The organism is Mesorhizobium sp. ESP-6-4 (assembly GCF_020164735.1).
In the GTDB taxonomy this organism is placed as follows: Bacteria; Pseudomonadota; Alphaproteobacteria; order Rhizobiales; family Rhizobiaceae; genus Mesorhizobium.
This window is the reverse complement of the sequence record NZ_JAIUGS010000020.1, coordinates 33,570-58,049: the sequence shown is the minus strand read 5'-3', so window position 1 is coordinate 58,049 and position 24,480 is coordinate 33,570. Positions and strand designations below refer to the sequence as shown.

The 24,480-nt window shown below is 64.7% G+C and carries 24 protein-coding genes; 15 read left to right on the top strand and 9 right to left on the bottom strand.

Going from position 1 to position 24,480, the window contains the following annotated elements; genetic code table 11:
• Positions 1-47 precede the first annotated feature (47 nt).
• The 7 genes from LB523_RS25135 to LB523_RS25105 all read left to right on the top strand — a co-directional run bounded on the left by LB523_RS25135 (position 48) and on the right by LB523_RS25105 (position 5,502).
• On the top strand, positions 48-914 hold the full coding sequence (locus LB523_RS25135; protein ID WP_224608065.1) for an SDR family oxidoreductase: 867 nt from the start codon (positions 48-50) through the stop codon (positions 912-914).
• A gap of 25 nt (positions 915-939) precedes the next feature.
• Positions 940-1,131 carry a twin transmembrane helix small protein gene (locus LB523_RS25130; protein ID WP_095767495.1) on the top strand — a complete coding sequence of 64 codons (192 nt, stop codon included), beginning with the start codon at positions 940-942 and terminating at the stop codon, positions 1,129-1,131.
• 19 nt (positions 1,132-1,150) lie between these two features.
• Positions 1,151-1,732, top strand: coding sequence for a cob(I)yrinic acid a,c-diamide adenosyltransferase (locus LB523_RS25125; RefSeq protein ID WP_224608062.1), 582 nt, complete (start codon positions 1,151-1,153; stop codon positions 1,730-1,732).
• A gap of 21 nt (positions 1,733-1,753) precedes the next feature.
• Entirely contained in the window at positions 1,754-2,557 is an 804-nt protein-coding gene (locus LB523_RS25120; protein WP_095767493.1) for a rhomboid family intramembrane serine protease, read from the top strand.
• A gap of 162 nt (positions 2,558-2,719) precedes the next feature.
• On the top strand, positions 2,720-3,469 hold the full coding sequence (locus LB523_RS25115; protein WP_224608059.1) for an electron transfer flavoprotein subunit beta/FixA family protein: 750 nt from the start codon (positions 2,720-2,722) through the stop codon (positions 3,467-3,469).
• 24 nt (positions 3,470-3,493) lie between these two features.
• Positions 3,494-4,423, top strand: coding sequence for an electron transfer flavoprotein subunit alpha/FixB family protein (locus tag LB523_RS25110; protein WP_224608056.1), 930 nt, complete (start codon positions 3,494-3,496; stop codon positions 4,421-4,423).
• Positions 4,424-4,623: 200 nt separating this feature from the next.
• Positions 4,624-5,502 (top strand): 3-hydroxybutyryl-CoA dehydrogenase, encoded by an 879-nt coding sequence (locus tag LB523_RS25105; protein ID WP_140632869.1) that lies wholly within the window; start codon positions 4,624-4,626, stop codon positions 5,500-5,502.
• 30 nt (positions 5,503-5,532) lie between these two features.
• Here the strand turns inward: LB523_RS25105 and LB523_RS25100 are convergent, their stop codons facing one another.
• The 3 genes from LB523_RS25100 to LB523_RS25090 form a co-directional block, all read right to left on the bottom strand.
• Positions 5,533-7,431 (bottom strand): PAS domain S-box protein, encoded by a 1,899-nt coding sequence (locus tag LB523_RS25100; RefSeq protein WP_224608053.1) that lies wholly within the window; start codon positions 7,429-7,431, stop codon positions 5,533-5,535.
• 243 nt (positions 7,432-7,674) lie between these two features.
• Positions 7,675-8,313, bottom strand: a complete 639-nt coding sequence (locus tag LB523_RS25095; RefSeq protein WP_224608050.1) for an NrsF family protein — start codon at positions 8,311-8,313, stop codon at positions 7,675-7,677.
• Positions 8,310-8,852, bottom strand: a complete 543-nt coding sequence (locus LB523_RS25090; protein ID WP_095767489.1) for a sigma-70 family RNA polymerase sigma factor — start codon at positions 8,850-8,852, stop codon at positions 8,310-8,312. Before LB523_RS25090 ends, LB523_RS25095 begins: the two co-directional genes overlap by 4 nt.
• Positions 8,853-9,056: 204 nt before the next feature.
• Here LB523_RS25090 and LB523_RS25085 point away from each other — a divergent pair, with 204 nt between their 5' ends.
• The 3 genes from LB523_RS25085 (at position 9,057) to LB523_RS25075 (ending at position 12,890) form a co-directional block, all read left to right on the top strand.
• Positions 9,057-10,061 (top strand): iron ABC transporter substrate-binding protein, encoded by a 1,005-nt coding sequence (locus tag LB523_RS25085; RefSeq protein ID WP_224608047.1) that lies wholly within the window; start codon positions 9,057-9,059, stop codon positions 10,059-10,061.
• Positions 10,062-10,236: 175 nt separating this feature from the next.
• Entirely contained in the window at positions 10,237-11,811 is a 1,575-nt protein-coding gene (locus LB523_RS25080; protein ID WP_224608044.1) for an ABC transporter permease, read from the top strand.
• Entirely contained in the window at positions 11,808-12,890 is a 1,083-nt protein-coding gene (locus LB523_RS25075; RefSeq protein WP_095767486.1) for an ABC transporter ATP-binding protein, read from the top strand. Before LB523_RS25080 ends, LB523_RS25075 begins: the two co-directional genes overlap by 4 nt.
• A 130-nt stretch (positions 12,891-13,020) precedes the next feature.
• On the opposite strand, the gene LB523_RS25070 is transcribed toward LB523_RS25075, so the two are convergent.
• The 5 genes from LB523_RS25070 to LB523_RS25050 all read right to left on the bottom strand — a co-directional run bounded on the left by LB523_RS25070 (position 13,021) and on the right by LB523_RS25050 (position 18,329).
• A complete protein-coding gene (locus LB523_RS25070; protein ID WP_224608041.1) occupies positions 13,021-13,839 on the bottom strand; it encodes a phosphodiesterase in 819 nt (272 codons plus the stop codon).
• Positions 13,840-13,887: 48 nt separating this feature from the next.
• Positions 13,888-14,988 carry a sn-glycerol-3-phosphate ABC transporter ATP-binding protein UgpC gene (gene ugpC, locus LB523_RS25065; RefSeq protein WP_224608038.1) on the bottom strand — a complete coding sequence of 367 codons (1,101 nt, stop codon included), beginning with the start codon at positions 14,986-14,988 and terminating at the stop codon, positions 13,888-13,890.
• A gap of 11 nt (positions 14,989-14,999) precedes the next feature.
• A complete protein-coding gene (locus tag LB523_RS25060) occupies positions 15,000-15,914 on the bottom strand; it encodes an ABC transporter permease subunit (RefSeq protein ID WP_224608035.1) in 915 nt (304 codons plus the stop codon).
• An 8-nt stretch (positions 15,915-15,922) separates the two neighbouring features.
• On the bottom strand, positions 15,923-16,807 hold the full coding sequence (locus LB523_RS25055; RefSeq protein ID WP_224608032.1) for an ABC transporter permease subunit: 885 nt from the start codon (positions 16,805-16,807) through the stop codon (positions 15,923-15,925).
• A 169-nt stretch (positions 16,808-16,976) separates the two neighbouring features.
• Positions 16,977-18,329 (bottom strand): extracellular solute-binding protein, encoded by a 1,353-nt coding sequence (locus LB523_RS25050; RefSeq protein ID WP_224608029.1) that lies wholly within the window; start codon positions 18,327-18,329, stop codon positions 16,977-16,979.
• 240 nt (positions 18,330-18,569) lie between these two features.
• Between LB523_RS25050 and LB523_RS25045 the strand changes: the two genes are divergently transcribed.
• Positions 18,570-19,610, top strand: coding sequence for an endonuclease/exonuclease/phosphatase family protein (locus tag LB523_RS25045; protein WP_224608026.1), 1,041 nt, complete (start codon positions 18,570-18,572; stop codon positions 19,608-19,610).
• Positions 19,611-19,619: 9 nt separating this feature from the next.
• On the opposite strand, the gene tlpA is transcribed toward LB523_RS25045, so the two are convergent.
• Positions 19,620-20,303, bottom strand: a complete 684-nt coding sequence (gene tlpA / locus LB523_RS25040) for a thiol:disulfide interchange protein TlpA (protein ID WP_224608022.1) — start codon at positions 20,301-20,303, stop codon at positions 19,620-19,622.
• 33 nt (positions 20,304-20,336) lie between these two features.
• On the opposite strand from tlpA, the gene argH reads away from it, so the two are divergent.
• The 4 genes from argH to LB523_RS25020 all read left to right on the top strand — a co-directional run bounded on the left by argH (position 20,337) and on the right by LB523_RS25020 (position 24,390).
• Positions 20,337-21,737 (top strand): argininosuccinate lyase, encoded by a 1,401-nt coding sequence (gene argH, locus LB523_RS25035; protein WP_224608019.1) that lies wholly within the window; start codon positions 20,337-20,339, stop codon positions 21,735-21,737.
• Between the two features lie 153 nt (positions 21,738-21,890).
• Positions 21,891-22,097 (top strand): lipoprotein, encoded by a 207-nt coding sequence (locus LB523_RS25030; RefSeq protein ID WP_095767477.1) that lies wholly within the window; start codon positions 21,891-21,893, stop codon positions 22,095-22,097.
• Positions 22,098-22,151: 54 nt separating this feature from the next.
• The gene (lysA, locus tag LB523_RS25025) at positions 22,152-23,420 is read left to right on the top strand and encodes a diaminopimelate decarboxylase (protein ID WP_224608016.1); all 1,269 of its coding nucleotides are present in this window, start codon (positions 22,152-22,154) and stop codon (positions 23,418-23,420) included.
• Between the two features lie 28 nt (positions 23,421-23,448).
• Complete coding sequence (locus LB523_RS25020; protein ID WP_224608013.1) at positions 23,449-24,390, top strand: threonine/serine dehydratase; 942 nt, start codon at positions 23,449-23,451, stop codon at positions 24,388-24,390.
• Positions 24,391-24,480 lie beyond the last annotated feature (90 nt).

The window sequence follows — 24,480 nt, the reverse complement described above, 5'->3', positions numbered from 1 at the left end:
CCGCTCGATTGTGTCAACGCCGCGAATATGGGAAGTGATTGCGGTAAATGGCAACCCCAGGTCTCACAACGCGCCCCGCGGCAGAAGAGTTGCGCACCGTCATCGTCACCGGCGCCTCCTCCGGCATCGGCGCCTATTGCGCGCGGGCGTTGAAGGCGGAAGGCTGGCGGGTCTTCGCCACGGCGCGCAAGCCGGCCGACATCGCAGCCCTCGAGGCCGACGGCCTGGAGGCCTTCTATCTCGACTATCGCGAGCCCGAATCCATCGCCGCCTTGGTCGATGCGGTGCTGGAGCGGACCGGCGGCACGCTTGACGCGCTCTTCAACAATGGCGCGTATGCCCAGCCCGGCGCCGTCGAGGACCTGTCGGTCGCAGCACTTCGCGAGCAGTTCGAGGCCAATTTCTTCGGCTGGCACGATCTCACCCGGCGGGTCGTGCCGGTCATGCGCCGCCAGGGGCATGGCCGGCTCGTCCACTGCTCCTCGATCCTCGGACTGGCTCCGGTCCGCTTCCGCGGCGCCTATTCAGCCTCCAAGCATGCCATCGAAGGCCTGATGCTGTGCATGCGCCAGGAACTCGAAGGCAGCGGCATCCACCTATCCTTGATCGAACCGGGACCGGTGAGGTCGAAGATCGCCAGCAATGGCCTGCATTGGTTCTTGAAGAATATCGACGTCGAGAATTCCGTCCACCGCGCCGATTATCAGGCGCAGCTCGCAAGGCTTCAGGCGGGCGGCAGCGTGTCGAAGCTGAAGCCGGGACCGGAGATCGTGCACAGGGCGTTGCGCCACGCGCTTCTGTCACAGCGCCCGCGCCCGCACTATGTGGTAACGCTGCCGGCCAGGATCGGCGCGGCGCTGAAACGCATCCTGCCGGCCTCCCTGCTCTACCGCGTGCTCGCCAGGCGCGCCTGACCGAACTTGAACCGGAGCCAGCCAGATGCTCATCATCTTTAAGATTCTCGCCATCGTCGCGATGGCCGCCGTGGTGATCGTGCTGGTTCGCGGCCTGATCAACATGATGCGCGGCGGCTCCGGCTTCACCTCGAACAAGCTGATGCAGGCGCGCATCATGCTGCAGGCCGTGGCCCTGGCGCTGCTGTTGCTGGTTGTCTATTTCACGCGCAAATAGAGGATCTCAGAGGGACGGCGTGGTCAAGCTCAACAAGATCTACACCCGCACCGGCGACGACGGCACCACCGGGCTCGGCACCGGGGAGCGGCGGCTGAAATCCGACCTGCGCGTCGACGCCTACGGCACCGTCGACGAGGCCAATGCCTGCATCGGCATGGCCCGCATCCACACCGCCGCCGAAAATCCCGCGATCGACGCCATGCTGTCGCGTATCCAGAACGATCTGTTCGATCTGGGCGCCGACCTCGCCGTGCCGGATGACGGCAGGCCGCTGGAATACGAGCCGCTGCGCATCGTCGCCGCCCAGACCGACCGCGTCGAGCAGGACATCGACGCGCTCAACAAGGAACTGCAGCCGCTGAAATCCTTCGTGCTGAACGGCGGCACGCCCGCCGCGGCCGCGCTCCATCTTGCCCGCACCGTGGCGCGCCGCGCTGAGCGCCTGATGGTGGCGCTGGCGCAGGATCCGGCCGAGCATGTCAACCGCGAGGCGCTCAAATACATCAACCGCGTCTCGGATTTCCTGTTCGTCGCCGCCCGCGCGGTCAATGACAATGGAAAGGCCGACGTGCTATGGGTTCCCGGCAAGAACCGCTGAATCCGCAGGCGGGAGGGTCCGATGTTCATCCCGCTTTACGACACCAACAGGCTGCGTCACATCCGGCTGCAATATGTGACGATCGGCCTGATCGTGGCGAACGTGCTGGTCTACTTGGCGACCACGCTCGGCGGTGAGAACTTCACCAATGCCGCGGTTCTCGGTCTCGGCTTCATCCCGTCGGTGGTTCACGACAAGGTCGAGCTCTCGCCCGAATTCGTCGTCATCCCCGAGAGCCTGAGCTACCTCACCTATTCCTTCCTGCATGCCGACATCTTCCATCTCGGCGGCAACATGCTGTTCCTCTGGGTGTTCGGCGACAATGTCGAGGATGCGCTCGGCCATATCCGCTATCTGATCTTTTACCTTGCCTGCGCCATCGCCGGCGCCTTCTTCCAGGGGTTGGTGGCCTGGGATTCGCAGGTGCCGTTGATCGGCGCTTCGGGCGCCATCGCCGGGGTCGTCGCCGCCTACCTGATCCTCTACCCCCGGGTGAAAGTCTGGGTGCTGGCCTTTGCGCGCATTCCGTTGCGCATCCCGGCCTTCATTCCGCTGATCCTATGGATCCTGTTCCAGATCGTGATGTTCGCAGCGGCCGGCGAGGACCAGATCTCCTGGGCATGCCATATCGGCGGCATCATCGCCGGATCGATCCTGGTGCTGGTTCTGCGCAGCCGGGGCGTGCCGCTGCTGGCCGGCGCCGACGGCGAGCCGGACCCGACGCCCAACATCCAGCAGCCGCCTGTTCCTGTTGAGCCGGCCGCGAGCGATCCGGCGCAGCCGGCGGCGCAATGGGGCCGTGGAGCAGCGGCGCCCCGGGACTGAACCGATTTGGGTGCGTCGTGGGATATTGACGCGCCGATTTGTCGCCACTACGGAAACGGCACAGTTGGGCGGATATTCCGTCCGCGATGTCGGCTTTCGACAACTCTGACAGGGCGCACGCTGCTATAGCGCCCCGACTATCTCAGGAGAGGTGACAGGAAAATGAAGATCCTTGTGCCCGTGAAGCGGGTTGTGGACGCCAACGTCAAGGTCCGGGTGAAAGCCGACGGACTGGGCGTCGAGCTTGCCAACGTCAAGATGGCGATGAACCCGTTCGACGAGATCGCGGTCGAGGAAGCGATCCGCATCAAGGAAGCTGGCAAGGCTGAAGAAATCATCGTCGTGTCGATCGGCCCGCAGCAGGCGCAGGAGACGCTGCGCACCGCGCTAGCCATGGGCGCCGACCGTGCCATTCTGGTCAAGACCGACGAGCAGACCGAGCCGCTCGGGGTCGCCAAGGTGCTGAAGGGCGTGGTCGAGGCGGAGGCGCCCGGCCTCGTCATCCTCGGCAAGCAGGCGATCGACGACGATTCGAACCAGACCGGCCAGATGCTGGCGGCGCTGCTTGGCTGGGCTCAAGGGACATTCGCCTCCAAGATCGTGCTCGAAGGCGATCAGGCCAAGGTGACGCGCGAGGTCGACGGCGGCCTGCAGACGGTGGAATTGAAGATGCCGGCGATCGTCACCGCCGACCTTCGCCTCAACCAGCCGCGCTATGCCTCGCTGCCCAACATCATGAAGGCCAAGAAGAAGCCGCTCGACGAGAAGAGCCCGGCCGACTACGGCGCCGACGTCAAGCCGCGCCTCAAGGTGATCAAGACCGAGGAGCCCGGCGGCCGCAAGGCGGGCGTCAAGGTCAAGAGCGTGGCCGAACTGGTCGAAAAGCTCAAGAACGAAGCCGGCGTGCTTTAAAGCGATCGGGAAAGGACAAAGAAAATGGCAATTCTCCTCATCGCCGAACACGACAACACAAGTCTTTCCGAGCAGACCGCCAAGGCGCTGTCGGCCGCCCTCCAGATCGGCTCCGATGTCGACGTGCTGGTGGCCGGCAAGGGCGCCAAGGGCGCGGCTGATGCCGCCGCCAAGCTGAAGGGTGTGCGCAAGGTGATGCTGGCCGAGGCCGACGAGCTTGCCGAGCGTCTCGCCGAGCCGACGGCGGCGCTGGTCGTCTCGCTCGCCGGCTCCTATGACGCGATCGTCGCGCCCGCGACCTCGTCGGGCAAGAACGTCGCGCCGCGCGTGGCGGCACTCCTCGACGTCGCCCAGGTGTCCGAGATCATCGAGGTGGTCTCGCCCGACACCTTCAAGCGGCCGATCTATGCCGGCAACGCCATCCAGACCGTGCAGTCGACCGACGCCAAGAAGGTCATCACGGTGCGCACCGCGTCCTTCGCGGCGGCGCCCGAAGGCGGCTCGGCCGCGGTCGAGACGGTCAACGCCGCTGCCAATCCAGGCCTCTCCTCCTTCATCGAGAACAAGCTCTCCGAGAACGACCGTCCGGAGCTGACCTCGGCCAAGATCATCATCTCGGGCGGCCGCGCGCTTGGCTCCTCGGAGAAGTTCCAGGAAGTCATCCTGCCGGTCGCCGACAAGCTCGGCGCCGCGGTCGGCGCCTCGCGTGCCGCGGTCGACGCCGGCTACGCGCCGAACGACTGGCAGGTCGGCCAGACCGGCAAGGTGGTCGCGCCCGATCTCTACATCGCCGTCGGCATCTCCGGCGCCATCCAGCACCTGGCCGGCATGAAGGACTCGAAGGTGATCGTCGCCATCAACAAGGATGAGGAAGCCCCGATCTTCCAGGTCGCCGATTACGGCCTGGTCGGCGATCTCTTCGTCATCCTGCCGGAGCTGCAAAAGGCGCTTTGACGCCACCGGTTCTGGCATATTAAAATCGGAAGGGTGGGGTAGACGAAGTCGCCCCGCCCTTTTAGTTTGCACTGCACAAAAAGCGGGCCATCAAGGCCTGAAGCCAATCCGGCGATTTTGCGTCCGGATTGCAGGAAATGAACAACAGGAGCGTTTCCGCGCTTCAAGACGCGGAAGATGCTCCGGACGGGATCGGGGTCATGAGCAAGATCGAGACGATCGGCATTGTCGGCGCGGGTCAGATGGGTGGCGGTATCGCCCATGTCTCGGCGCTGGGCGGCTACAAGGTCCTGATCCACGACGTGTCGCCCGACCGTATCGAGAAGGGCATCGCCACCATCAGCGGCAACATGGCGCGCCAGGTCGGTTCCGGCAAGCTCGAGGAGAAGGCGCGCAACGAAGCAATGGCGCGTATTTCCGCCGCCCCGACCATGGCCGATCTCGCGGCCGCCGATCTGGTAATCGAAGCGGCGACCGAGGATGAGACGGTCAAGCGCAAGATCTACGCGCAGCTTTGCCCGCAGCTCAACCCGGAAGCGATCCTGGCGACAAACACCTCGTCGATCTCGATCACCCGGCTTGCCGCGCAGACCGACCGGCCGGAACGCTTCATCGGCATTCATTTCATGAACCCGGTGCCGGTGATGAAGCTGGTCGAGCTGGTGCGCGGCATCGCCACCGAGGACCAGACCTTCGAGGCCGCCAAGAGCTATGTGAAGCACCTCGACAAGACGATCACCGTTTCCGAGGATTTCCCGGCCTTCATCGTCAACCGCATCCTTTTGCCGATGATCAACGAGGCGATCTACACGCTCTATGAGGGCGTCGGCACAGTCGACGCCATCGATACCGCCATGCGGCTCGGCGCCAACCACCCGATGGGACCGCTGCAGCTTGCCGACTTCATCGGCCTCGACACCTGCCTGTCGATCATGCAGGTGCTGCATGAGGGCTTGTCGGATTCGAAATACCGCCCCTGCCCGCTGCTGGTGAAATATGTCGAGGCCGGCTGGCTCGGCCGCAAGACCGGCCGCGGCTTCTACGACTATCGCGGCGACCATCCGGTGCCGACGCGCTGATCTTCCCCGGCTGAACCCTTTCGAAACGGCTCAGGACGCCGCGGCGAGCGGCGGAAGTGGCACGCCGCCGTTCGAAATTTCGCCTGTCGAAACTCCGTCGGGCGCGGCGGAAACGCAGCCGCGCCCGGCCGCCTTGGCGGCATAGCAGGCGGCGTCAGCGCGGGCGATGATCTCGTCCACTTCGCCGCAACCGGCGCGGATCGGCGCAAGCCCGATGCTGGCGCCGATCGAATGCGGGCGCCCGTCCCAGCTGAAGTCGAGATTGCCGATGGCGTCGATGATCGAGCGCGCCGCGATCGGCCCGCACGCCGCGGCGCCCGATTTGAGGACGATGGCGAACTCGTCGCCGCCAAGCCGCGCGACGATGTCTTCCGGGCCAAGCACATTGCGCAGGGCGTCGGCCACGCGCTTGAGCAGCGCATCGCCCGCGGCATGGCCGCCGGTGTCGTTGACCGCCTTGAAGTGATCGAGATCGACGAACATGAACTGATGCTCACCGCCATTGAGGCGGCACTGGTCAACGAGATCTTCCATGATGCGGATGAAGCTCGAGCGATTGGCGAGCCCGGTCAGCGCGTCGTGGGCGGCGGCGTAGGCTAGCTGGCGCTGCAGGGCGCGCGCGTCGCTGAAATCCTGGAAGACGATAACGAGGCCGCAGAACTCGTCGCGGTCGTTCATGATCGGCGACACCACCTGGCGGATGCTGCAGCGCGTGTCGTCGCGCCGGACAAGCACAGCGCGCGTGTTCTGGTCGCAGTGCGGCTGCTCGCTCGCGGAAGGGCGCGAGAGCCCGATTTTCTGCCCGCTTTCCTCGTCGACCGCCCAGTAGACATGGCCGAGCAGCTTGCCCAGGGCCTCGCCGACCACGACGCCGGTGAGTTTTTCCGCGACCGGGTTCATGAAGGTGATGCGGTTGGCGGCATCGGTGCAGATCACCGCGTCGCCGATCGACTGCAACGTCACCCTGAGACGCTCTTTCTCGTCGGCCAGCATGGCCGCCGAAACCATCAGCCGCGCCTCGGCCTCCTTGCGTTCCGTGATATCGGTCAGGCTGCCGATTGCTCGAATCAGCCGGCCCTCGCCATCGCGCTCGATCGCCTTGCCGCGGTCGAGAATCCAGACCCAGCGGCCGTCCTTGTGCCGCATGCGGAACTCGGCCTCGAAAAAGGGCGTCTCGCCGGCAAGATGCGCGCGATCCGCCTCGGCGACGCGTTCCTGGTCGTCGGGATGGATCATGGCCAGCCAGCGATCGGGGTCGCCGTCGAGCTCGCCATCGGCATAGCCCAGCATCTTCACCCAGGTTTCGGAATAGGTGGTGCCGCCCCTGCGCATATCGAGGCTCCAGATACCCTGTCCGGCACTGGTGAGCGCGAAATTCCACCGGTCTTCTGCCTCGGCGATGCGCGCTTCGGCCTGCTTGCGCGCATCGATGTCCTCAATCTGCGACACCAGATAGAGAGGACGACCCGTCTCCTCTTCACGAATGACCGAGCCGGCGAGCTGCGCCCAGACCGGGGTGCCGTCCTTGCGCAGATACCGCTTCTCGAAATGGAAGGAGTGGATCTTGCCTTCCTTCAGGCTCGTCATCGTCTCGCGGCCGATCTGCAGATCGTCGGGATGCGTAATCTGGAAGAAGGTCAGCGCCTCGATTTCCGAGCGGGTGTATCCCAGCATGTCGGCGAAGGCAGGATTGGCCTGAACGATGCGGCCATCGAGGCCGACAATGGCGACGCCGATCGCCGAATCCTCCATGGCCCGGCGGAAGCGTTGCTCGCTCTCGGCAATCTGCCGGCGGTCGTCGATGATCTTGCGGATGGACAGCGCGGAGACAAACAGCGTGACGGCCGTGACGGCGACGGATATCTGCAGGCAGACCTTCAACGCGTCCGTGCCGAGTTCCAGCGCCGGCAACAGGACCGATGCAGTCAAGGCAACGAGACCGGCTGCCATCAAGACGGGCACGGCGCGCTTGCCGGCCCGCGGACCTTTCCAACTCAACCACGCCACAATGCGATCCCACCCAATGCGCGACTGCGCGTTGCCACAACTCTGGCGGATCGATTTTAAGGAATGGTTGCATGAGCGGCAGCGGCCGCTCCGATAACCGGCAAACAATTGCCGGTATGATTAAGGTACTGTTTCAAAACTGTACCGAAGGATCGGTGTCTAATCCTACCAGCGGACGAAAAACCGTCCGCCTAGCGCGCCGAGCGCGGTCAGGAAGGCGATCGTGACCGTATACCAGGTGGCGACGAAGAGGGGCGAATCATCGAAGCAATGCGCGGCGTAGAAGGTCGCCGCGAGCCCGCCGGCGAGCAGGCCGGCCACCGCGCCCGCCAACACCGGCCGCGTCGGCGCGCCATAGCGCAGCATGCCGAGGAAGATAGCCAGCGGGCCGATGCCGATCAGCGGGATGAAGCTCATGCAGATCATCATGTTCGAGCCGATGAGCCGCTTGCCCCAATCGGCCTCGGGCACGACGAAAAGCTCGAGAACTACCGCGAGCACCACCAGAAGCGGTGCGGCAATCATCGAGGTCATCGCCCGCCTGGTCGAAGCACCCGGCATCGACAGCGCGCGAATCAACGCGAAGGCACTGGCGGCGAGCGTCAGCGTGAACACGAATTTGGACATGAAGCGCATCGTGTGCATGGCCGGCATGATGTCGGGACGCGGCCCGATGGTCGCAAAGAAGACCATCGCCGCGATCGCCATGGCCACGCCGACCGCCAGCCACCAGGCCCTGCCCATCGGCATCGCCTCGTCGCGGGCATCGGCGTCGAGCGCCTTGATGAGATCCTCTGTCCTCATGTCGCTGTTCGTCCAAACCGTTTGGCGATCGCGGCCAGGCCGCGATGCAGCGACACGCGCACCGCCGTCTCGCTGATGCCGAGCTTGCTCGCCGTCTCGCCGATCGAATGGCCATCGACCGAGATCGATGCCACCACCGAGCGTTGCGCCGGCGGCAGGCCGTCTAGCGCCCGGTTGATGTCGCGCTCGCTCACTGTTTCCGCCTCCGGCTCGGCGAAGGTTTCCGCGATCTCGTCGATCTCGACCTCGATGCGCCGCCCGCGCCGGCGGAACGCATCGATCAGCTTGAACCGGGCGATCGCATAGACCCAGGGCAGCACCGGCGCATCAGGCCGCCAGGTGTGGCGTTTGACATGAATGGCCAGCAAGGTTTCCTGCACGACATCCTCGGGATCGACCCCGCCTTGAACGATCTTGCGCCGGACAAAGCCGCGAACGAGGGCGGCGATCCCGTGCAGAAAGTCGGCATACGCCCTTTCGTCTCCCGCGATCGCGGCCCTGAGCAGCCGGGAAAGCTCGGCCTCGTCCTTGCCGGTCACAAGAGTTTACCCCCAATGTTCGCGTCTCGGCCCTGGTTTGTTACGTGGCCGGCGAAATAATGTCCAAGCCAAACTGCCGCAAAATCACGAAAGTTTGCGGAATGGCGACCGATTGAAGCAGGGTCGCAATGTTGACTATAACAATCATGTATTGATAGGTGCAGCCGTGCCCAAAACCCCTGTCTCGAAGTGAGGACGATGCCCATGAAAATTGCCCTTTCCACGCTTGCCGGCGCCGTGCTGGCGCTCGGCCTGATCGCCGGCCCGGCCATGGCCGAGGATCAAGGCATCATCGTCTACAATGCCCAGCATGAGAGCCTGGCCAAGGAATGGGCGAAGGGATTCACCAAGGAAACCGGCATCAAGGTCACGCTGCGCAATGGCGGCGACAGCGACTTCTCCAACCAGATCGTCGCCGAGGGAGCGGCCTCGCCGGCCGACGTGTTCCTGACCGAGAATTCGCCGGCAATGGCGCTGGTCGAGGCCGCCGGACTGTTCGCGCCGGTCGACGCCGATACGCTGGCGCAGGTTCCGCAGGAATACCAGCCGTCGACTGGCAAATGGGTCGGCGTTGCCGCCCGCAGCACCGTCTTTGCCTATAACAAGGCCAAGCTGAAGGAAGACCAGTTGCCGAAGTCGCTGCTCGATCTTGCCGATCCGAGCTGGAAGGGCCGCTGGGCCGCCTCGCCGTCCGGCCCCGACTTCCAGGCCATTGTCAGCGCCCTGCTTGAACTCAAGGGCGAGGCCGCTACCGCCGACTGGCTGAAGGCGATGAAGGAGAATTTCACCGCCTACAAGGGCAACTCAACGGTGATGAAGGCGGTCAATGCCGGCGAGATCGATGGCGGCGTGATCTATCACTATTACTATTTCGGCGATCAGGCCAAGACCGGCGAAAACAGCCGGAATGTCGCCCTGCATTATTTCAAGAACCAGGATCCGGGCGCCTTCGTGTCGATCTCCGGCGGCGGCGTGCTGGCGTCGAGCAAGCACCCGAAGGAAGCCCAGGCGTTCCTGAAGTGGGTGACCGGCAAGGGCGGCCAGGACGTGCTGAAGACCGGAACGTCCTATGAATATGCGGTCGGCAAGGATGCCCAGTCCAACCCGAAGCTGGTGCCGCTGGCCGATCTGCAGGCGCCGAAAGTGGATCCGGCCAGATTGAATTCCAAGAAGGTCATCGAGTTGATGACGCAAGCCGGCTTGCTTTAGTTCGCGTTCGTCCTAAAAGGGCGAACGACCGTGCTCCCGCGGCAATTCGCCTTCCGCGGGAGCGTTTTTGTTTGGAGATCGCCCCGTCGATGACAGTCGACCGCGCTTCGACCCGCCTGAGTGGCACATCGGACCGCTTCCGCCGGCAGGCGGAGGCGACCCAGCGGCCTGCCTGATGCAATCGGCGATCGACATGACGCCGGCAAGACTGCCTGCGGTCCGGATGAAGGAGCGCCGGCCCACGTCATGGATCACGCTCGCAGCGGCTCTCATCTCGCTCGTTGCGCTGCTGCCGCTCGCCTTCATCGTCTGGGTCGCGATCCAGACCGGCTGGGACACCGCGGTGGCGCTGATCTTTCGCCCGCGCGTCGGCGAATTGCTGGTCAACACCGTGCTCCTCGTGGTCGTCACGGTGCCGATCGCCATCGTGCTGTCGGTGGCGCTGGCCTGGCTGACAGAGCGCAGCGACCTGCCGGGCAACCGCTGGTGGTCCTGGCTGTCGGTCGCACCGCTCGCCATCCCCGCTTTCGTGCACTCCTATGCCTGGATCAGCTTCGTTCCGGGCCTGCACGGGCTGTGGGCCGGCGTGCTGGTCTCCGTAATCGCTTATTTCCCATTCCTTTACCTGCCGATCGCCGCCGCGCTGCGCCGGCTCGATCCGGCGCTGGAAGATGCGGCCGCGGCGCTCGGTCTTGGCCCGTGGCGGGTCTTCGCGCGCGTCGTTCTGCCGCAGCTGAGGCTCGCCATCTGCGGCGGCTCGCTGCTGGTCGGCCTGCATCTCTTGGCCGAATACGGCCTCTATGTCTTCATCCGTTTCGACACCTTCACCACCGCGATCGTCGACCAGTTCCAGTCGACCTTCAACGGTCCGGCGGCCAACATGCTGGCCGCCGTGCTGGTGGTCTGCTGCCTCTTCCTGCTCGCCCTCGAGGTGATGATACGCGGCGAGGAGCGCTATGCCCGCGTCGGTTCCGGAGCCGCGCGCAAGCAGCAGCGTGCTCGCCTCGGCCGCGCCACCTTGCCCTGCCTGCTTTTGCCGGCCGGCGTCGCGCTGCTGTCGCTCGGCGTGCCCTTCGTCACGGTCGGCCGCTGGCTGCTTGCCGGGGGCACCGAAGTCTGGCGGTGGGACGAGATCGGCCTGGCACTCGGCCAGACGCTGTTCCTCGCCATTGCCGGCGCGGTGCTCGCGACAATTGCCGCCATGCCGATGGCCTGGATTTCGATCCGCGCCCCGGGGCCGCTGCAGCGTTTGCTCGAGAGCTGCAACTATATCGTCGGCGCGTTGCCGGGCGTGGTCATCGCGCTGGCGCTGGTGACCATCACCGTGCGCGTCGCGCTGCCGCTCTACCAGACGCTGTTCACCATCCTGTTCGGTTACGCGCTGATGTTCCTGCCGCGCGCGCTGATAAGCCTGCGTGCCTCGATCGCGCAGGCGCCGGTGGAGCTGGAGCGCGCCGCCTCCAGCCTCGGCCGTCCCCCGGTCAAGGCGCTGTGGTCGACGACCATCCGCCTTTCGGCGCCGGGCGCCGCGGCCGGCATGGCGATGGTGGCGCTCGGCATCACCAACGAGCTCACCGCCACCCAGATGCTGGCGCCCAACGGCACCCGCACGCTGGCGATGGCATTCTGGTCCTATAGCGGCGAGATCGACTACGTCTCCGCCGCCCCTTACGCGCTGATCATGGTGGCGATGTCATTGCCGATGACCTGGTGGCTCTACATCCAGTCGAAGCGGATGGCCGGACGATGAGCTTTCTCGAACTCAGCGGCGTCGCGAAAAGCTACGGCCCGGTGACGGCGCTCGCCGGCGTCGACCTTGCGGTGGAAAGCGGCAGCCGCACCGCGATCGTCGGACCTTCCGGCTGCGGCAAGACCACCTTGCTCAGGCTGATCGCCGGTTTCGAGGCGCCGGACCGCGGCCGCATCGCACTCGACGGCAAGGTGCTCGCCAACGGCGGCGCGGCCGTGCCCGCGCATCGCCGCGGCATCGGCGTGGTGGCCCAGGACGGTGCCCTGTTCCCGCATCTCACCATCGCCGACAATATCGGCTTCGGCATCCCGCGGAATGCCGACAAGCGAGCCGAGCATATCGTCGAGCTCGCCTACATCGTGGGGCTGGACAAGGCGATCCTGAAGCGCCGGCCGCACGAGCTTTCCGGCGGCCAGCAGCAGCGCGTGGCGCTTGCCCGCGCCATGGCGATGAAGCCCCGGCTGATGCTGCTTGACGAGCCGTTCTCGGCGCTCGATACCGGGCTTCGCGCTTCGATGCGCAAGGCGGTGGCCGAGCTTCTGGAAGAGGCGGGCATCACCACCATCCTGGTCACGCACGATCAGGCCGAGGCGCTGTCCTTCGCCAGCCAGGTGGCGGTGATGCGCGAAGGGCTGTTCTCGCAGGTCGGCACGCCGCGAGAGCTCTATTTCCAACCCAGGGACAGGATGGTCGCCGAGTTCCTCGGCGACGCCATCATCGTGCCGGCCAGGATCGCGGACGGCTTCGCCGTATCGCGGCTCGGCCGCATCGCCGTCGACACGAAGGGACGGCGCGATGTCGCCCGCATCATGCTGCGGCCCGAGCAGATCCTGCTCAAACGGACCTCGCGCGAAGGCATGTCGGGCACACCCGACATGCTGTTCGGCGAAGTGACGGACTGCGAGTTCGCTGGTTCGGTCTGCACCGTCGCGGTGCGGCTGCTCAACAGCCCGGACCCGCCCGATGCGGCCGCCATCGGCAACACGCCGCTGATCCTGCGCAGGACAGGCATGGACGCGCCGGAGATCGGCGAGATCGTGCGCTTGACCGTCACCGGCAAGGCGCATGTCTTTGCTTAGGTCGGGGTTGAGGCGTGTCGATATTCAGGTCAGGCCGGCCTGCAAACGGCGGGTTTCGAGAACCGGAGTGGAGCGTACTTGAAGTACGTGAGCACCGGAAGCGCAGGAAACCGCCGTTTGCAGGCCGGCTTCACCTGAATATCGGCATGCCTCGGCGCACGCGCTGCCCAGTTGCAGGCGACCAAAGCGGCCATTGCTCCAGGAAATCAACGCTGTGGATGACCACGCGCTGCCCATCGATCAGGATAATCGAATAGGCGGGCGGCGCCTGCTCGACCACTTCGTCGCCGACTAGGTCGAGCATGAAGCGGGCATGCAGGCCGCGCTGCACCGAGAACGGAATGCCGGCGACGGTGCCGGCGATGTCGCGATGGACATGGCCGAAGAAGATGTAGCGGACATTGCCGTGGCGGGTCAGCACGTCGATGAGCCGCTGCGGCTGTTCGAGGCCGAGCGGGTCGAGCAGAGTGAGGCCAAGCTCGACGGGTGGATGATGCAGGAAGATATAAGCCGCCTTGCCTGCCGCCTCGCCAAGTCGTGCGTCGAGCCATGCAAGCCGGTTGTCGCACAACTCGCCGGTGACGCGGCCCTCCGCCATGCTGTCGAGAAAAACGAGTCGCCCTTCCGGCGTGTCGAGCACCGACTGCACGAAGCCGTTGCCGTCCGTCCCGTTATCCGGAAAGGCGGCGATCAGATTGGCGCGCCGGTCATGGTTTCCAGGCAGCAGCTGGTAAGGCACAGTGAGCCGGCTCAGCGCCGATTTCAAATCGGCATAGCTCTCGGCTTCGCCGTCGTCGGCCAGATCGCCGGTGAAGATGCAGAGCGCCGCATCTCCATGCCGAGCATTGATATGGTCTATGCAGCGATCGAGCCGCTCGTTCAGATCCGCGCCATAGCGTATCTGGCGCCGACGATCGAGATGGACGTCGGTGACCTGGATGATCTTCATTCCGTGAACCCTCAGATAATTTGCAAAGTCAGCCTTGCAAGGCCCGCCTTACAGCACCGGTTCCGGCACCGAGGCCTTGAACACGTCGAGCCTGCCGCCCGTCTCCGAGGAGAAAAAGTGCAGGTCCGCTTCGGCGAACTGCAGGCCGATCGTGCTGCCCGGTTCGGAGTGGACGATCTCCGACGTCACGACAGAGAACGGCGCGCCGTCGAGATCGACATAGACGACGCGGCCGGCGCCCAATTCCTCGATGAGGTCGACGGTCGCCGCAAGCGCTCCCGGCGTGCCCGGCGCCACCATGCGCACCGCCTCCGGCCGGATACCGACCGCGACTTTCGCGCCCACAGGAACGCCCGTGCGCGACACGTTGAGCTTGCGGCTGCCTCCGAGCAATGACAGCCCGTCGAGCGTGACGGTGCCTTCGAGCATGTTCATCGCCGGCGCGCCGACAAAGGTGGCGACGAAGCGGCTGGCCGGCCGGCTATAGACTTCCGCCGGTGTGCCGACCTGCTCGACACGGCCGCCATTCATCACCACCAGCCGGTCGGCCAACGTCATCGCCTCGACCTGGTCGTGAGTGACGAAGACGGAAGTGGCGCTGAGGCGCCGGTGCAGCTTGCGGATCTCGGAGCGCATCTGCACCCGCAGCTTGGCGTCGAGGTTTGAGAGCGGTTCGTCGAAGAGGAACACCTTCGGCTCGCGGATCATGGCGCGGCCCATGGCGACGCGCTGGCGTTGGCCGCCGGAGAGCGCCATCGGCTTGCGGTCGAGCAGCTGCTCCAGTTCCAGGACGCGCGCCACCGCCTGGACGCGCTGGGCGCGTTCGGCCGACGGAACGCCGGCCACCTTCAGCGAATAGCCGATGTTCTGGGCCACGCTCATATGCGGGTAGAGCGCGTAGTTCTGGAACACCATGGCGCAGCCGCGCTCGCGCGGCTCGAGCTTGTTGACCACCGTGCCGTCGATCGCGATCGTGCCGTCGGAAATCTCTTCCAGCCCGGCAATCATTCTAAGCAGCGTGGACTTGCCGCAACCGGACGGCCCGAGGATGACGACGAATTCGCCCGAAGCGAAGTCGAGGTCGACGCCATGCACGACCTGCGTCTTGGCGTAGTTCTTCTTGACGCCGCGAATGGTGATGGAGGCCATTTTCCGTCTCCCTATTTTTCGGTGGCGATCAGGCCGCGCACGAACCAGCGCTGCATCAGCACCACGACGATCAGCGGCGGCAGCATGACGATCAGCGTGCCGGCCATGGCGATATGCCATTCCGGCGCGCCGCCGACATTGGGGATGAGCTGCTTCAGCTCTGTCACCGCCATCGCATGCGACTGGTCGGTGGTGATAAGCAACGGCCACAGATACTGGTTCCAGGCCCACAGGAACATGATGGTGCCGAGCGCCGCCATGTTGTTGCGCGACAGCGGCAGTAGGATATCGACGAAGAAGCGCAGCGCGCCGGCGCCGTCCATGCGCGCCGCTTCGGTCAACTCGTCCGGCACGGTCAGGAAGAACTGGCGGTAGAGAAAGGTGCCGGTGGCGGTCGCGACCAGCGGCAGGATCAGGCCGCTATAGGAATTGAGCAGTCCCAGGCTGAGCGAAACCTGCACGCCCGAGACCTTTTCGATCAGCCAGGAGAGGCCGGTCAGGTTCATGATCGCCTGATAGGGCTCGAGCACGTTGGCGACCACCGCGTAGGTCGGCACGATGCGCACCTCGAGCGGCAGCATCAGCGTGATGAAGATCAGCCAGAACATCAGCATGCGGCCGGGATAACGGAAATAGACGATCGAGAAGGCGGTCAGCGCCGAGATGATGACTTTGCCGGCGGCGACGCCGAACGCCATGATGAAGGAATTGAACAGCTTCGGGCCGAGATCGGCGGTCGTCCAGGCCGTCCTGATGTTGACCCAGAAATCGCTACCCGGCAGCAGCGACATCGGCACGTCGTTGACGTCCTTCAGATTATGCGAGGCGGCGATCGCTACGATGACGAACGGCGCCACGCAGAATACGAAGCCGACGAACAGGATCAGATGCGTGAAGAAATTCAGGATCGGGGTGCGCTCGACCATGGCCCGCCTCAACGATAATGCACGCGCCGCTCGATGAAGCGGAACTGGACGATGGTGAGCGCGATGATGAGCAGCATCAGGATGATGCTCTGCGCGGCGGCGCCCGAATAATCGAGGCCTTTGAAGCCGTCGGAATAGATCTTGTAGACCATCAGATTGGTGGCGTTGGCCGGTCCGCCTGCGGTCATGATGTCGACGATGCCGAAGGAATCCTGGAAGCTCTCGGTGATGTTGATGACCAGCAGGAAGAAGATGGTCGGCGTGACCAGCGGAAACTGGATATCCCAGAAGCGCCTGATGACGCCGGAGCCGTCCATCGCCGCCGCCTCGATCAGCGAGCGCGGAATCGCCTGGAGGGCGGCGAGGAAGAAAATGAAATTATAGCCGACATATTTCCACGAGAAGGCGATGATGATCGAGGCCATGGCGTCGGCGCCGTCAAGTCCAGGGTCCCAGGAGCCGGGCCAGACTTGGTTGACCACGGCCATGAAGCCGGCTTCCGGTGCCAGGATGAAGCGAAACGCCAGCGCCAGCGCCGGTGCGGCGATGCCGTAAGGCCAGATCAGCACCACGCGGTAAAGCCATGAGCCGGCAAGCTGGCGGTCGGTCAAGGCGGCGAGCACCAGCGCGATTGTCATCGCAAGTCCCGTGCTGATCCCTGCGAAGATCATGCTGGCGGTGATCGAGTCCCAGTAGCTGGCGTTGGACAGGATCGAGCGGAAATTGTCGAGCCCGACCCAGATATTGCCGCCGCCCCAGGGCTGCTGCAGCGTCAGCGACCAGTAAACCGCCTGCCCGGCCGGCCAGTAGAAGAAGGTGAAGATCAGAATTAGCTGCGGCACCGCGAACAGGATGCCGATCGTCCATTTGCTGAAAGTGACGCGTTTTTCCATCGATCCGCCGATGTCGTTGAACCGCCAACCCGCTCGCGCGGCACAAGACTAAGGCATGTCTCCCGAAAGTGGGAACCGGTTTCGGGAGACAAAGACATGCCCAAATCAAAAATCCATATGAAATGGCCGCCCGTCGATGCTCGGCGGGCGGCCGTTCCAGTATCCGGGATCAGGGCAGGGTCTTACCCGGATAGGTCTGCTGGAAGCGCTCGAGGATCGCGTCGCCATTCTTGACCAGCGCGTCGAGACCTTCCTGCACGCTGACCTTGTTGGCGAAGATCGCCTGCATCTGCGTGCCGAACTCGGCGCGGATCTGGGTGAAGTTGCCGAGGCGGATGCCGCGGGTGATCTCGGTCGGCTCCGACGCGGTCAGGCTGGCGATCGCCACTTCGCGTCCCTTATAGGGCGCCTTGTCGTAGAAGCCGTTGGACTTCATGAAATCGAAGCCCGACTTCGTCACCGGGATATAGCCGGTGTTGGTCGACCAGAACAAAGCGGTCTTGGGGTCGTGGATGAAGTTGAGGAACGCTGCCGCGCCCTTGTATTCCGCGTCCGACTTGCCCGACAGCACCCATAGCGAAGCGCCGCCGACGAGCGAGTTCTTGCGCTCGGTGCCGGCATAGACCGGCAGCTCGGCCACGTCCCATTTCATGCCTTCCTTCTGGGTGCGGCCGACCGTGCCATGATCGCCGACCGAGGTCAGGATGAGCTGGCAGGTGCCGGTGGCGAAGGCCTGAACCATGTCTTGGCCGAGGTCCTTGGACTTGATCTTGACCAGACCGGAATCATACCACTTCTTGAGATCGGTGACGTACTGGACGAACTTGGTCTTGTTGACTTCCAGACGCGCGTCGAGACCGTCATAGCCATTGTTCTTGGTGGCGATCGGCTGGTTGTGCAGCGCCGAGAACTGCTCCATCAGTTGCCAGCTTTCATTGGCCGAGATGTTAATCGCCATCGGGCAATCATAGCCGGCGTCCTTCAGCGCCTTGAGGTCGGCGGCGACGTCTTCCCATGTCTTCGGCGCCTCGGTCTTGCCGATCTTGGCGAAGGCGTCCTTGTTCCAGTACATCAGCGCCGTCGACGAGTTGAACGGGAAGGACAGCATCTCGCCCTTCGACGTCGCGTAGTAGCGGGCGATGCCTGGGAAATAGTCGCTATAGTCGATCTTGTAGCCGTTCTCCTCCATCAGCTTGTCGGCGGGCTTGTAGGCGCCCGACAGCATCATGGTGGCAGTGCCGACGTCATAGACCTGGACGACGGTCGGCTGCTTGCCGGCGCGGAAGGCGGCGATCGTGTTCTGCAGCGTGGCGTCGTAATTGCCCTGGCTGGTGCAGACGACCTGGTAGTCCTTCTGGGAATCGTTGAAGTTCTTGCACAGCGTGTCGACGACGCGGGCGAGATCGCCCGAAAGACCGAACCAGAAATCGAATTTGACCGGCTCCGCAAATGCAGGAACCGCAAGCGCGGTGCTGAGCGCGCCGGCGGCAAGGGCGGCAAAGCCCCGCTTGAAGATCGTCATGGTTTTTCCCTCTTGAGTGGCAGTGTGACAAGGTTTTGCGCAAGTCCTTGCCCGCTCTCATAGAGAAGGTATGTGACAGTTCTGTTGTGGGCTCGAAGCCCTCGTGGACAGCCAGTCTCTCCTCCCCTGGCAGCGGTCGCGCCGGCATGAAAACGTCACATCGGCGCTTTAGAGAGCTAGGGCGCCGCCAGGCGGCGAAAAGGCCTCCGTGATTAACCGGCTAACTGGATGAGAAGAGACATGCTGGTCCCGCAGCTCACGCACGTGCCCGTCGCCGCCCGCAACGCCATGCGGGACGGACCGCGCGACAGCGCCGCCCATCTGCGCCACGCCGCCGCCGTTCCCGCCCTCGGCGAGATCGAGATCGGCGGCAAGGCGTCGCGCGAGAGCGCCGGCGAAAGCCTGACCGTCATGGCCTGGAACGTCGAGCGGCTGCGTCATGTCGATGCCATCGCTACTACGATCGCCGGCCGGGCGCCGCACGTCGTGCTGCTGTCCGAAGTCGACAAGGGCATGGCGCGCTCCGGCAACGGCCATCTTCTGAGCCGGCTTGCCGATCGTCTAGGCCATTCCTATGCCTATGGCGTCGAGTTCCTCGAACTCGGCACCGGCAATGAGGCGGAGCAAGCGGCAAATGGCGGCGCCGAGAACGTTGAGGGCTTCCATGGCAACGCCATAACCAGCGCCGTCCCGCTGCTGCGGCCTTTCCTCGTTCGGCTGGATGCGGCCGGCGCCTGGTTCTTGCCGGAGCACGGCCAGCCGCGCATCGGCGGCCGCATGGCGCTTGGCGGCCAGGTGATGGTGGGCGAGCGCCGAGTCACCGTCGTCTCGGTGCATCTCGAGAACCGTACGACGCCTGCCGGCCGTGCCGACCAGACGCGCCACCTCCTCGACGCCATCGACAGGTATGACGCCGAAGCGCCGGTCCTGATCGGCGGCGACTTCAACACGCTGACCGCCACCTATGAAGAGCGTCACGCCGATCCGGCCGCATGGCAGGCGCGCATCGATGCCGAACCGGACCGGCTGATGTGCCCCGACCGCCACGAGCCCCTCTTCGCCGTCATGGCCGGGCGTGGCTACGATTGGCGCGACGCCAACGCGTTTGACAAGCCGACGCAGCGACGCCCGGCGGGCGACGCCACGCCCACCGGCCATATCGACTGGTTCTTCACCCGCGGCCTCGCGGCACGCGCGCCGGCGACACTGCCGGCGGTGTTGCAGGACGGCAGCCCGAGCGCCGACCACGAGGCGCTGGTGGTTACGGTGCGGGTAAGATAGCGGCCACGATCAGGGCTCGAGCGCCGCTTCCACCAGCCGCTTGGCGTCGGGGCTCGACCATTCGGCCGGGCCGTTCATATGCGCGATCAGGCAGCCTTCGCCATCGATCAGCATGGTCACGGGAAGCCCGAGCGCCAGCCCGCGCGTCTTCGCCTCATTGAACAGGGCGATCGTCGGGTCCCGGTAGAAGCCGAGCGTCTCGACGCCGATTTCCTTGAGGAACTTCTTCGGCTTCGTATCGTCGCCGGTGTCGACATTGACCGCGATCACCTCGAAGTCCTTGCCGCCCTTCTCCTTCTGCAGCGCGTCGAGCGCCGGCATCTCGGCGCGGCACGGCGCGCACCATGTCGCCCACAGATTGAGCAGCACGGTCTTGCTGGCATAGTCGGCAATTGTCATTGGCTTGCCGTCGGGGCCGTTGAAGGCCAAGCTCTTCAGCGATTGCGGCGGATCGGCCGGCTGCAGGGCCGCGACCTGGCCGACGGCCTTGGCGGCAACCTGCTTGGCGCGGGCGGCCTTTGGCGCGCAGGCGGCATCGTCCTTGCCGGCGACCGCGACGGCCTTCTCGGGAGCGTTGTTGCCAGAACCGCTCTCGCTGACATATACCGCGACCGTGCCGGCCAGCACGCCCGCCACCAAAGCGGCGAGGATGAGGCGCGTAGTCGGAAAAAACAATCTCTTGCCGTCTGCCATTTTCAAAACTGCTCCGGAGCACGGGTTATAGCGATGAGCGACAAGAAGGCCAGCAACCAGATGTGGGGCGGACGTTTTGCCTCGGGTCCGGCCGCGATCATGGAAGCGATCAATGCGTCGATCGGCTTCGACCGCAAGCTCTATGCGCAGGACATAAGCGGATCGATCGCCCATAGCGAGATGTTGGCTCAAACCGGCATTATTTCGGCCGCCGATCAAGAAAAAATCGCTCACGGGCTGAACACGATCTTGAAAGAGATCGAGGCCGGCACGTTCGAATTCTCGACCAAGCTCGAAGACATCCACATGAATGTCGAGGCCCGCCTTGCCGACCTGATCGGCCCGGCGGCCGGCCGCCTGCACACCGCCCGCTCGCGCAACGATCAGGTGGCGGTCGATCTCCGGCTCTGGGTCAAGCAGGAGTGCCAGCGCGTCGCCCGGGCGCTGAAGGAGCTGATCGCCGCGTTCCTGGAACGCGCCGAGGAGCATGCGGCGACCGTCATGCCCGGCTTCACCCATATGCAGGCGGCGCAGCCGGTGACCCTCGGCCACCACTTGATGGCCTATGTCGAGATGTTCGGCCGCGACCTCTCGCGCGTCCGCGACGCCATCGAGCGCATGGATGAAAGCCCGCTGGGCGCCGCGGCCCTTGCCGGCACGAGCTTTTCCATCGACCGCCACATGACGGCGAAGGCGCTGGGTTTCCGCGAGCCGACGCGCAATTCCCTCGACAGCGTTTCGGACCGCGATTTCGCGCTCGAGTTCCTGAGCCTTGCCGCGATCTGCGCGACGCATCTCTCCAGGCTCGCCGAGGAGATCATCATCTGGTCGACGCCGCAATTCGGCTTCATCCGCCTGTCGGATTCCTTCTCCACCGGCTCCTCGATCATGCCGCAGAAGAAGAACCCGGATGCCGCCGAGCTGGTGCGCGGCAAGACCGGCCGCGTCAACGGCCATCTCGTCGGCCTGCTGACCGTGATGAAGGGCATGCCGCTGACCTACGGCAAGGACATGCAGGAGGACAAGGAGGCGGTCTTCGACGCCGCCGAGACGCTCGACCTGATGCTGGCGGCAACCGCCGGCATGGTGCGCGACATGACCGTCAACGTCGCCGCCATGAAGAAGGCCGCAGGCGCCGGTCACGCCACCGCGACCGATCTTGCGGACTGGCTGGTGCGCAATCTGGGCCTCCCCTTCCGCGAAGCCCACCATGTCACCGGCCGCGCCGTGGCGCTGGCCGAGGAGAAGAAGCTCGGGCTGGAAAAGCTCTCGCTGGACGACCTGCGCTCGATCCATTCGGGCATCACTAACGACATCTTCTCGGTGCTTGCCGTGCAAAATTCGGTGAAGAGCCGCACGAGCTTCGGCGGCACCGCGCCGTCGGAAGTGCGAAAGCAGATCCGCTACTGGAAAAAGCGGCTCGCCAAGGCTTAATGCATGTTGCCCAGAAGTGTGCAGCGGTTCTGGGACAACGACATGCATCAAAACAAAGATTTAAAGCGCGCCGCGCTTTAAATTGCCGGGATGCAAAGCGCTGAGAACTCGGCTAAAAGCGCAGCACGCAATCAGTTTCGAACGGATGGATCGATGACCCGTAGCAGGATTTTGGTGACGCTGGCGCTGCTGGCTGCGGTAGTCACCGTCACGGCCTGCGGCAGGAAGACCGGCCTCGACACGCCTTATGAGGCGGCGGAGCAGGCGCGCAAGGATGCCGAACGCGCCAAGCAGCCGGTGCCGCCCGAGCCGGAAAAACCCGTCAAGGACAGGAAGTTCATCCTCGATCCCCTGCTGTAGAGCCGGTGAGATCGACCCGGTCTCATCGAGCTTCAACTTTCCGGAACCAACACCGTGAACCACTTCGATTACCGCGACGGCGTGCTTCATGCCGAGGACGTCGCCATTCCCGACATCGCAGCCGAGGTCGGCACGCCCTTCTATTGCTATTCGACCGCGACGCTGACCCGGCATTTCCGCGTCTTCAAGGAGGCTTTTTCCGGCCTCGACGCACTGGTCTGCTACGCCATGAAGGCGAATTCCAACCAGGCCGTGCTGAGGACGCTGGCCAGGCAGGGCGCAGGCGCCGACGTGGTCTCCGAAGGCGAATTGCGCCGCGCTTTGGCCGCCGGCATCCCGGCCGGCAAGATCCTGTTTTCCGGCGTCGGCAAGACGGCGCGCGAGATGGACTTTGCGCTTTCGGCCGGCATTCTCTGCTTCAACGTCGAATCCGAGCCTGAGCTGGAGCTTTTGTCGGCGCGCGCCGTGGCCCTCGGCAAGGTGGCGCCCATCTCGCTGCGCATCAATCCGGATGTCGATGCAAGGACGCACAAGAAGATCTCGACCGGCAAGGCCGAGAACAAGTTCGGCATTCCCTGGCAGCGCGCGCGGCAGGTCTATGCCCGCGCGGCTGAACTGCCCGGGATCAAGGTAACCGGCATCGACACCCATATCGGCAGCCAGATCACCGAATTGCAGCCTTTCGACGATGCCTTCGCATTGCTGGTCGAGCTGGTCGGAGCGCTGCGCGCCGACGGGCATGAGATCGAGCATGTCGATCTCGGCGGCGGCCTCGGCATTCCTTACCGCGTCGACAACAGCCCGCCCCCTTTGCCCGACGCCTACGCCGAAATCGTCAGGAAGCACGTCACCAGGCTCGGTCTCAAGGTGATGTTCGAGCCCGGCCGCCTGATCGTCGGCAATGCCGGCATCCTCGTGTCTGAGGTCATCTACGTGAAGGAGGGCGACGCCAAGAACTTCCTCGTCGTTGACGCCGCCATGAACGACCTGATCCGGCCGACGCTCTATGACGCCTTCCACGACATCAGGCCGGTGGTGCAGCCGCCCGCCTCCACGCCGCGCATGAAGGTCGACGTCGTCGGCCCGGTCTGCGAGACCGGCGACTTCATCGGTCTCGACCGCGACCTACCAAAGCTGAAGGCGGGCGACCTGATCGCGGTTTCCACCGCCGGCGCCTATGGCGCGGTGCAGGCCGGCACCTACAACACCAGGCTCCTGGTGCCCGAGGTGCTGGTCGACGGCGACCGTTTTCATGTCGTGCGGCCGCGCCAGACCTATGAGAACCTGATTGGATTGGATTCGGTCCCCGACTGGCTGAAGTAACCGAGCGGCGCGCCTTAAGGAGCTGCCCATGCTGGAAAAAAAGACGATCACGCGCGAACGCATCGCCGCCGTGGAGCCGCGTATCCGGCCCTATGTGCGTCACACGCCGGTCATGCGCATCGACATGGCGGATTTCGACCGGCCCGCCTTTCCGGTCGACCTGAAGCTCGAATGCCTCCAGCATTCCGGGTCGTTCAAGGCGCGCGGCGCCTTCACCAACCTGCTCGAACGCCAAGTGCCCGAAGCGGGCGTGGTCGCCGCGTCCGGCGGCAATCATGGTGCCGCCGTCGCTTACGCCGCCATGAAGCTCGGGCACAAGGCGACCATCTTCGTGCCCGAAGTCAGCCCGCCGGCGAAGCTCGCGCGCATTCGCGGCTACGGCGCCGAGCTGATCGTCGGCGGCGCGCGCTATGCCGAAGCGCTGGCCGCCAGCGAAGACTTCGCGGCCAGGACCGGCGCCTTGCAGGTGCACGCCTTCAACCAGGAAGAAACGCTGCTCGGCCAGGGCACGCTCGGCCTGGAGATCGAGGCCGATCTGCCCGAGATCGACACGCTGCTGGTCGCGGTCGGCGGCGGCGGTCTGATCGGCGGCATCGCGGCCTGGTTTTCGGGGCGCATCCGCATCGTCGCCATCGAGCCCGAGGGAGCGCCGACGCTTTACCGCGCCCTGGAGGCCGGCGAGCCGGTCGATGCGCCCGCCGAGGGCATTGCCGCCGATTCGCTCGCGCCGAAGCGCGTCGGCGAGATGATGTTTCCGATCGCCGAGGCCTTCGTCGAGCGCTCGATCCTGGTCAGCGACGACGACATCGTCGCGGCGCAGAAGGCGCTGTGGGACCGCGTGCGAATCATCGCCGAGCCGGGCGGCGCCGCCGCTTTCGCCGCCATGCTTTCCGGACGCTATGTGCCCGGAGACGGCGAGCGCGTGGCCGTCCTCGTCTGCGGCTCGAACACGAATCTCGCCAATTTCTGATCATAACCCGGCCAAACCGCTTCACGTTTTTTGGAACCCGCCTCGCCTTTGCCGTGTTTGCTGGTATCCTTCTGGCGATGACGTCCGGGC

What these genes read in the sequence shown, in the direction of transcription:
- LB523_RS25135 (WP_224608065.1), top strand. Translation starts at nt 48, where the DNA reads ATGGCAACCCCAGGTCTCACAACGCGCCCCGCGGCAGAAGAGTTGCGC.
- LB523_RS25130 (WP_095767495.1), top strand. Translation starts at nt 940, where the DNA reads ATGCTCATCATCTTTAAGATTCTCGCCATCGTCGCGATGGCCGCCGTG.
- LB523_RS25120 (WP_095767493.1), top strand. Translation starts at nt 1,754, where the DNA reads ATGTTCATCCCGCTTTACGACACCAACAGGCTGCGTCACATCCGGCTG.
- LB523_RS25115 (WP_224608059.1), top strand. Translation starts at nt 2,720, where the DNA reads ATGAAGATCCTTGTGCCCGTGAAGCGGGTTGTGGACGCCAACGTCAAG.
- LB523_RS25110 (WP_224608056.1), top strand. Translation starts at nt 3,494, where the DNA reads ATGGCAATTCTCCTCATCGCCGAACACGACAACACAAGTCTTTCCGAG.
- LB523_RS25105 (WP_140632869.1), top strand. Translation starts at nt 4,624, where the DNA reads ATGAGCAAGATCGAGACGATCGGCATTGTCGGCGCGGGTCAGATGGGT.
- LB523_RS25095 (WP_224608050.1), bottom strand. Translation starts at nt 8,313, where the DNA reads ATGAGGACAGAGGATCTCATCAAGGCGCTCGACGCCGATGCCCGCGAC.
- LB523_RS25085 (WP_224608047.1), top strand. Translation starts at nt 9,057, where the DNA reads ATGAAAATTGCCCTTTCCACGCTTGCCGGCGCCGTGCTGGCGCTCGGC.
- LB523_RS25080 (WP_224608044.1), top strand. Translation starts at nt 10,237, where the DNA reads ATGCAATCGGCGATCGACATGACGCCGGCAAGACTGCCTGCGGTCCGG.
- LB523_RS25075 (WP_095767486.1), top strand. Translation starts at nt 11,808, where the DNA reads ATGAGCTTTCTCGAACTCAGCGGCGTCGCGAAAAGCTACGGCCCGGTG.
- LB523_RS25070 (WP_224608041.1), bottom strand. Translation starts at nt 13,839, where the DNA reads ATGAAGATCATCCAGGTCACCGACGTCCATCTCGATCGTCGGCGCCAG.
- ugpC (WP_224608038.1), bottom strand. Translation starts at nt 14,988, where the DNA reads ATGGCCTCCATCACCATTCGCGGCGTCAAGAAGAACTACGCCAAGACG.
- LB523_RS25060 (WP_224608035.1), bottom strand. Translation starts at nt 15,914, where the DNA reads ATGGTCGAGCGCACCCCGATCCTGAATTTCTTCACGCATCTGATCCTG.
- LB523_RS25055 (WP_224608032.1), bottom strand. Translation starts at nt 16,807, where the DNA reads ATGGAAAAACGCGTCACTTTCAGCAAATGGACGATCGGCATCCTGTTC.
- LB523_RS25050 (WP_224608029.1), bottom strand. Translation starts at nt 18,329, where the DNA reads ATGACGATCTTCAAGCGGGGCTTTGCCGCCCTTGCCGCCGGCGCGCTC.
- LB523_RS25045 (WP_224608026.1), top strand. Translation starts at nt 18,570, where the DNA reads ATGCTGGTCCCGCAGCTCACGCACGTGCCCGTCGCCGCCCGCAACGCC.
- tlpA (WP_224608022.1), bottom strand. Translation starts at nt 20,303, where the DNA reads ATGGCAGACGGCAAGAGATTGTTTTTTCCGACTACGCGCCTCATCCTC.
- argH (WP_224608019.1), top strand. Translation starts at nt 20,337, where the DNA reads ATGAGCGACAAGAAGGCCAGCAACCAGATGTGGGGCGGACGTTTTGCC.
- LB523_RS25030 (WP_095767477.1), top strand. Translation starts at nt 21,891, where the DNA reads ATGACCCGTAGCAGGATTTTGGTGACGCTGGCGCTGCTGGCTGCGGTA.
- LB523_RS25020 (WP_224608013.1), top strand. Translation starts at nt 23,449, where the DNA reads ATGCTGGAAAAAAAGACGATCACGCGCGAACGCATCGCCGCCGTGGAG.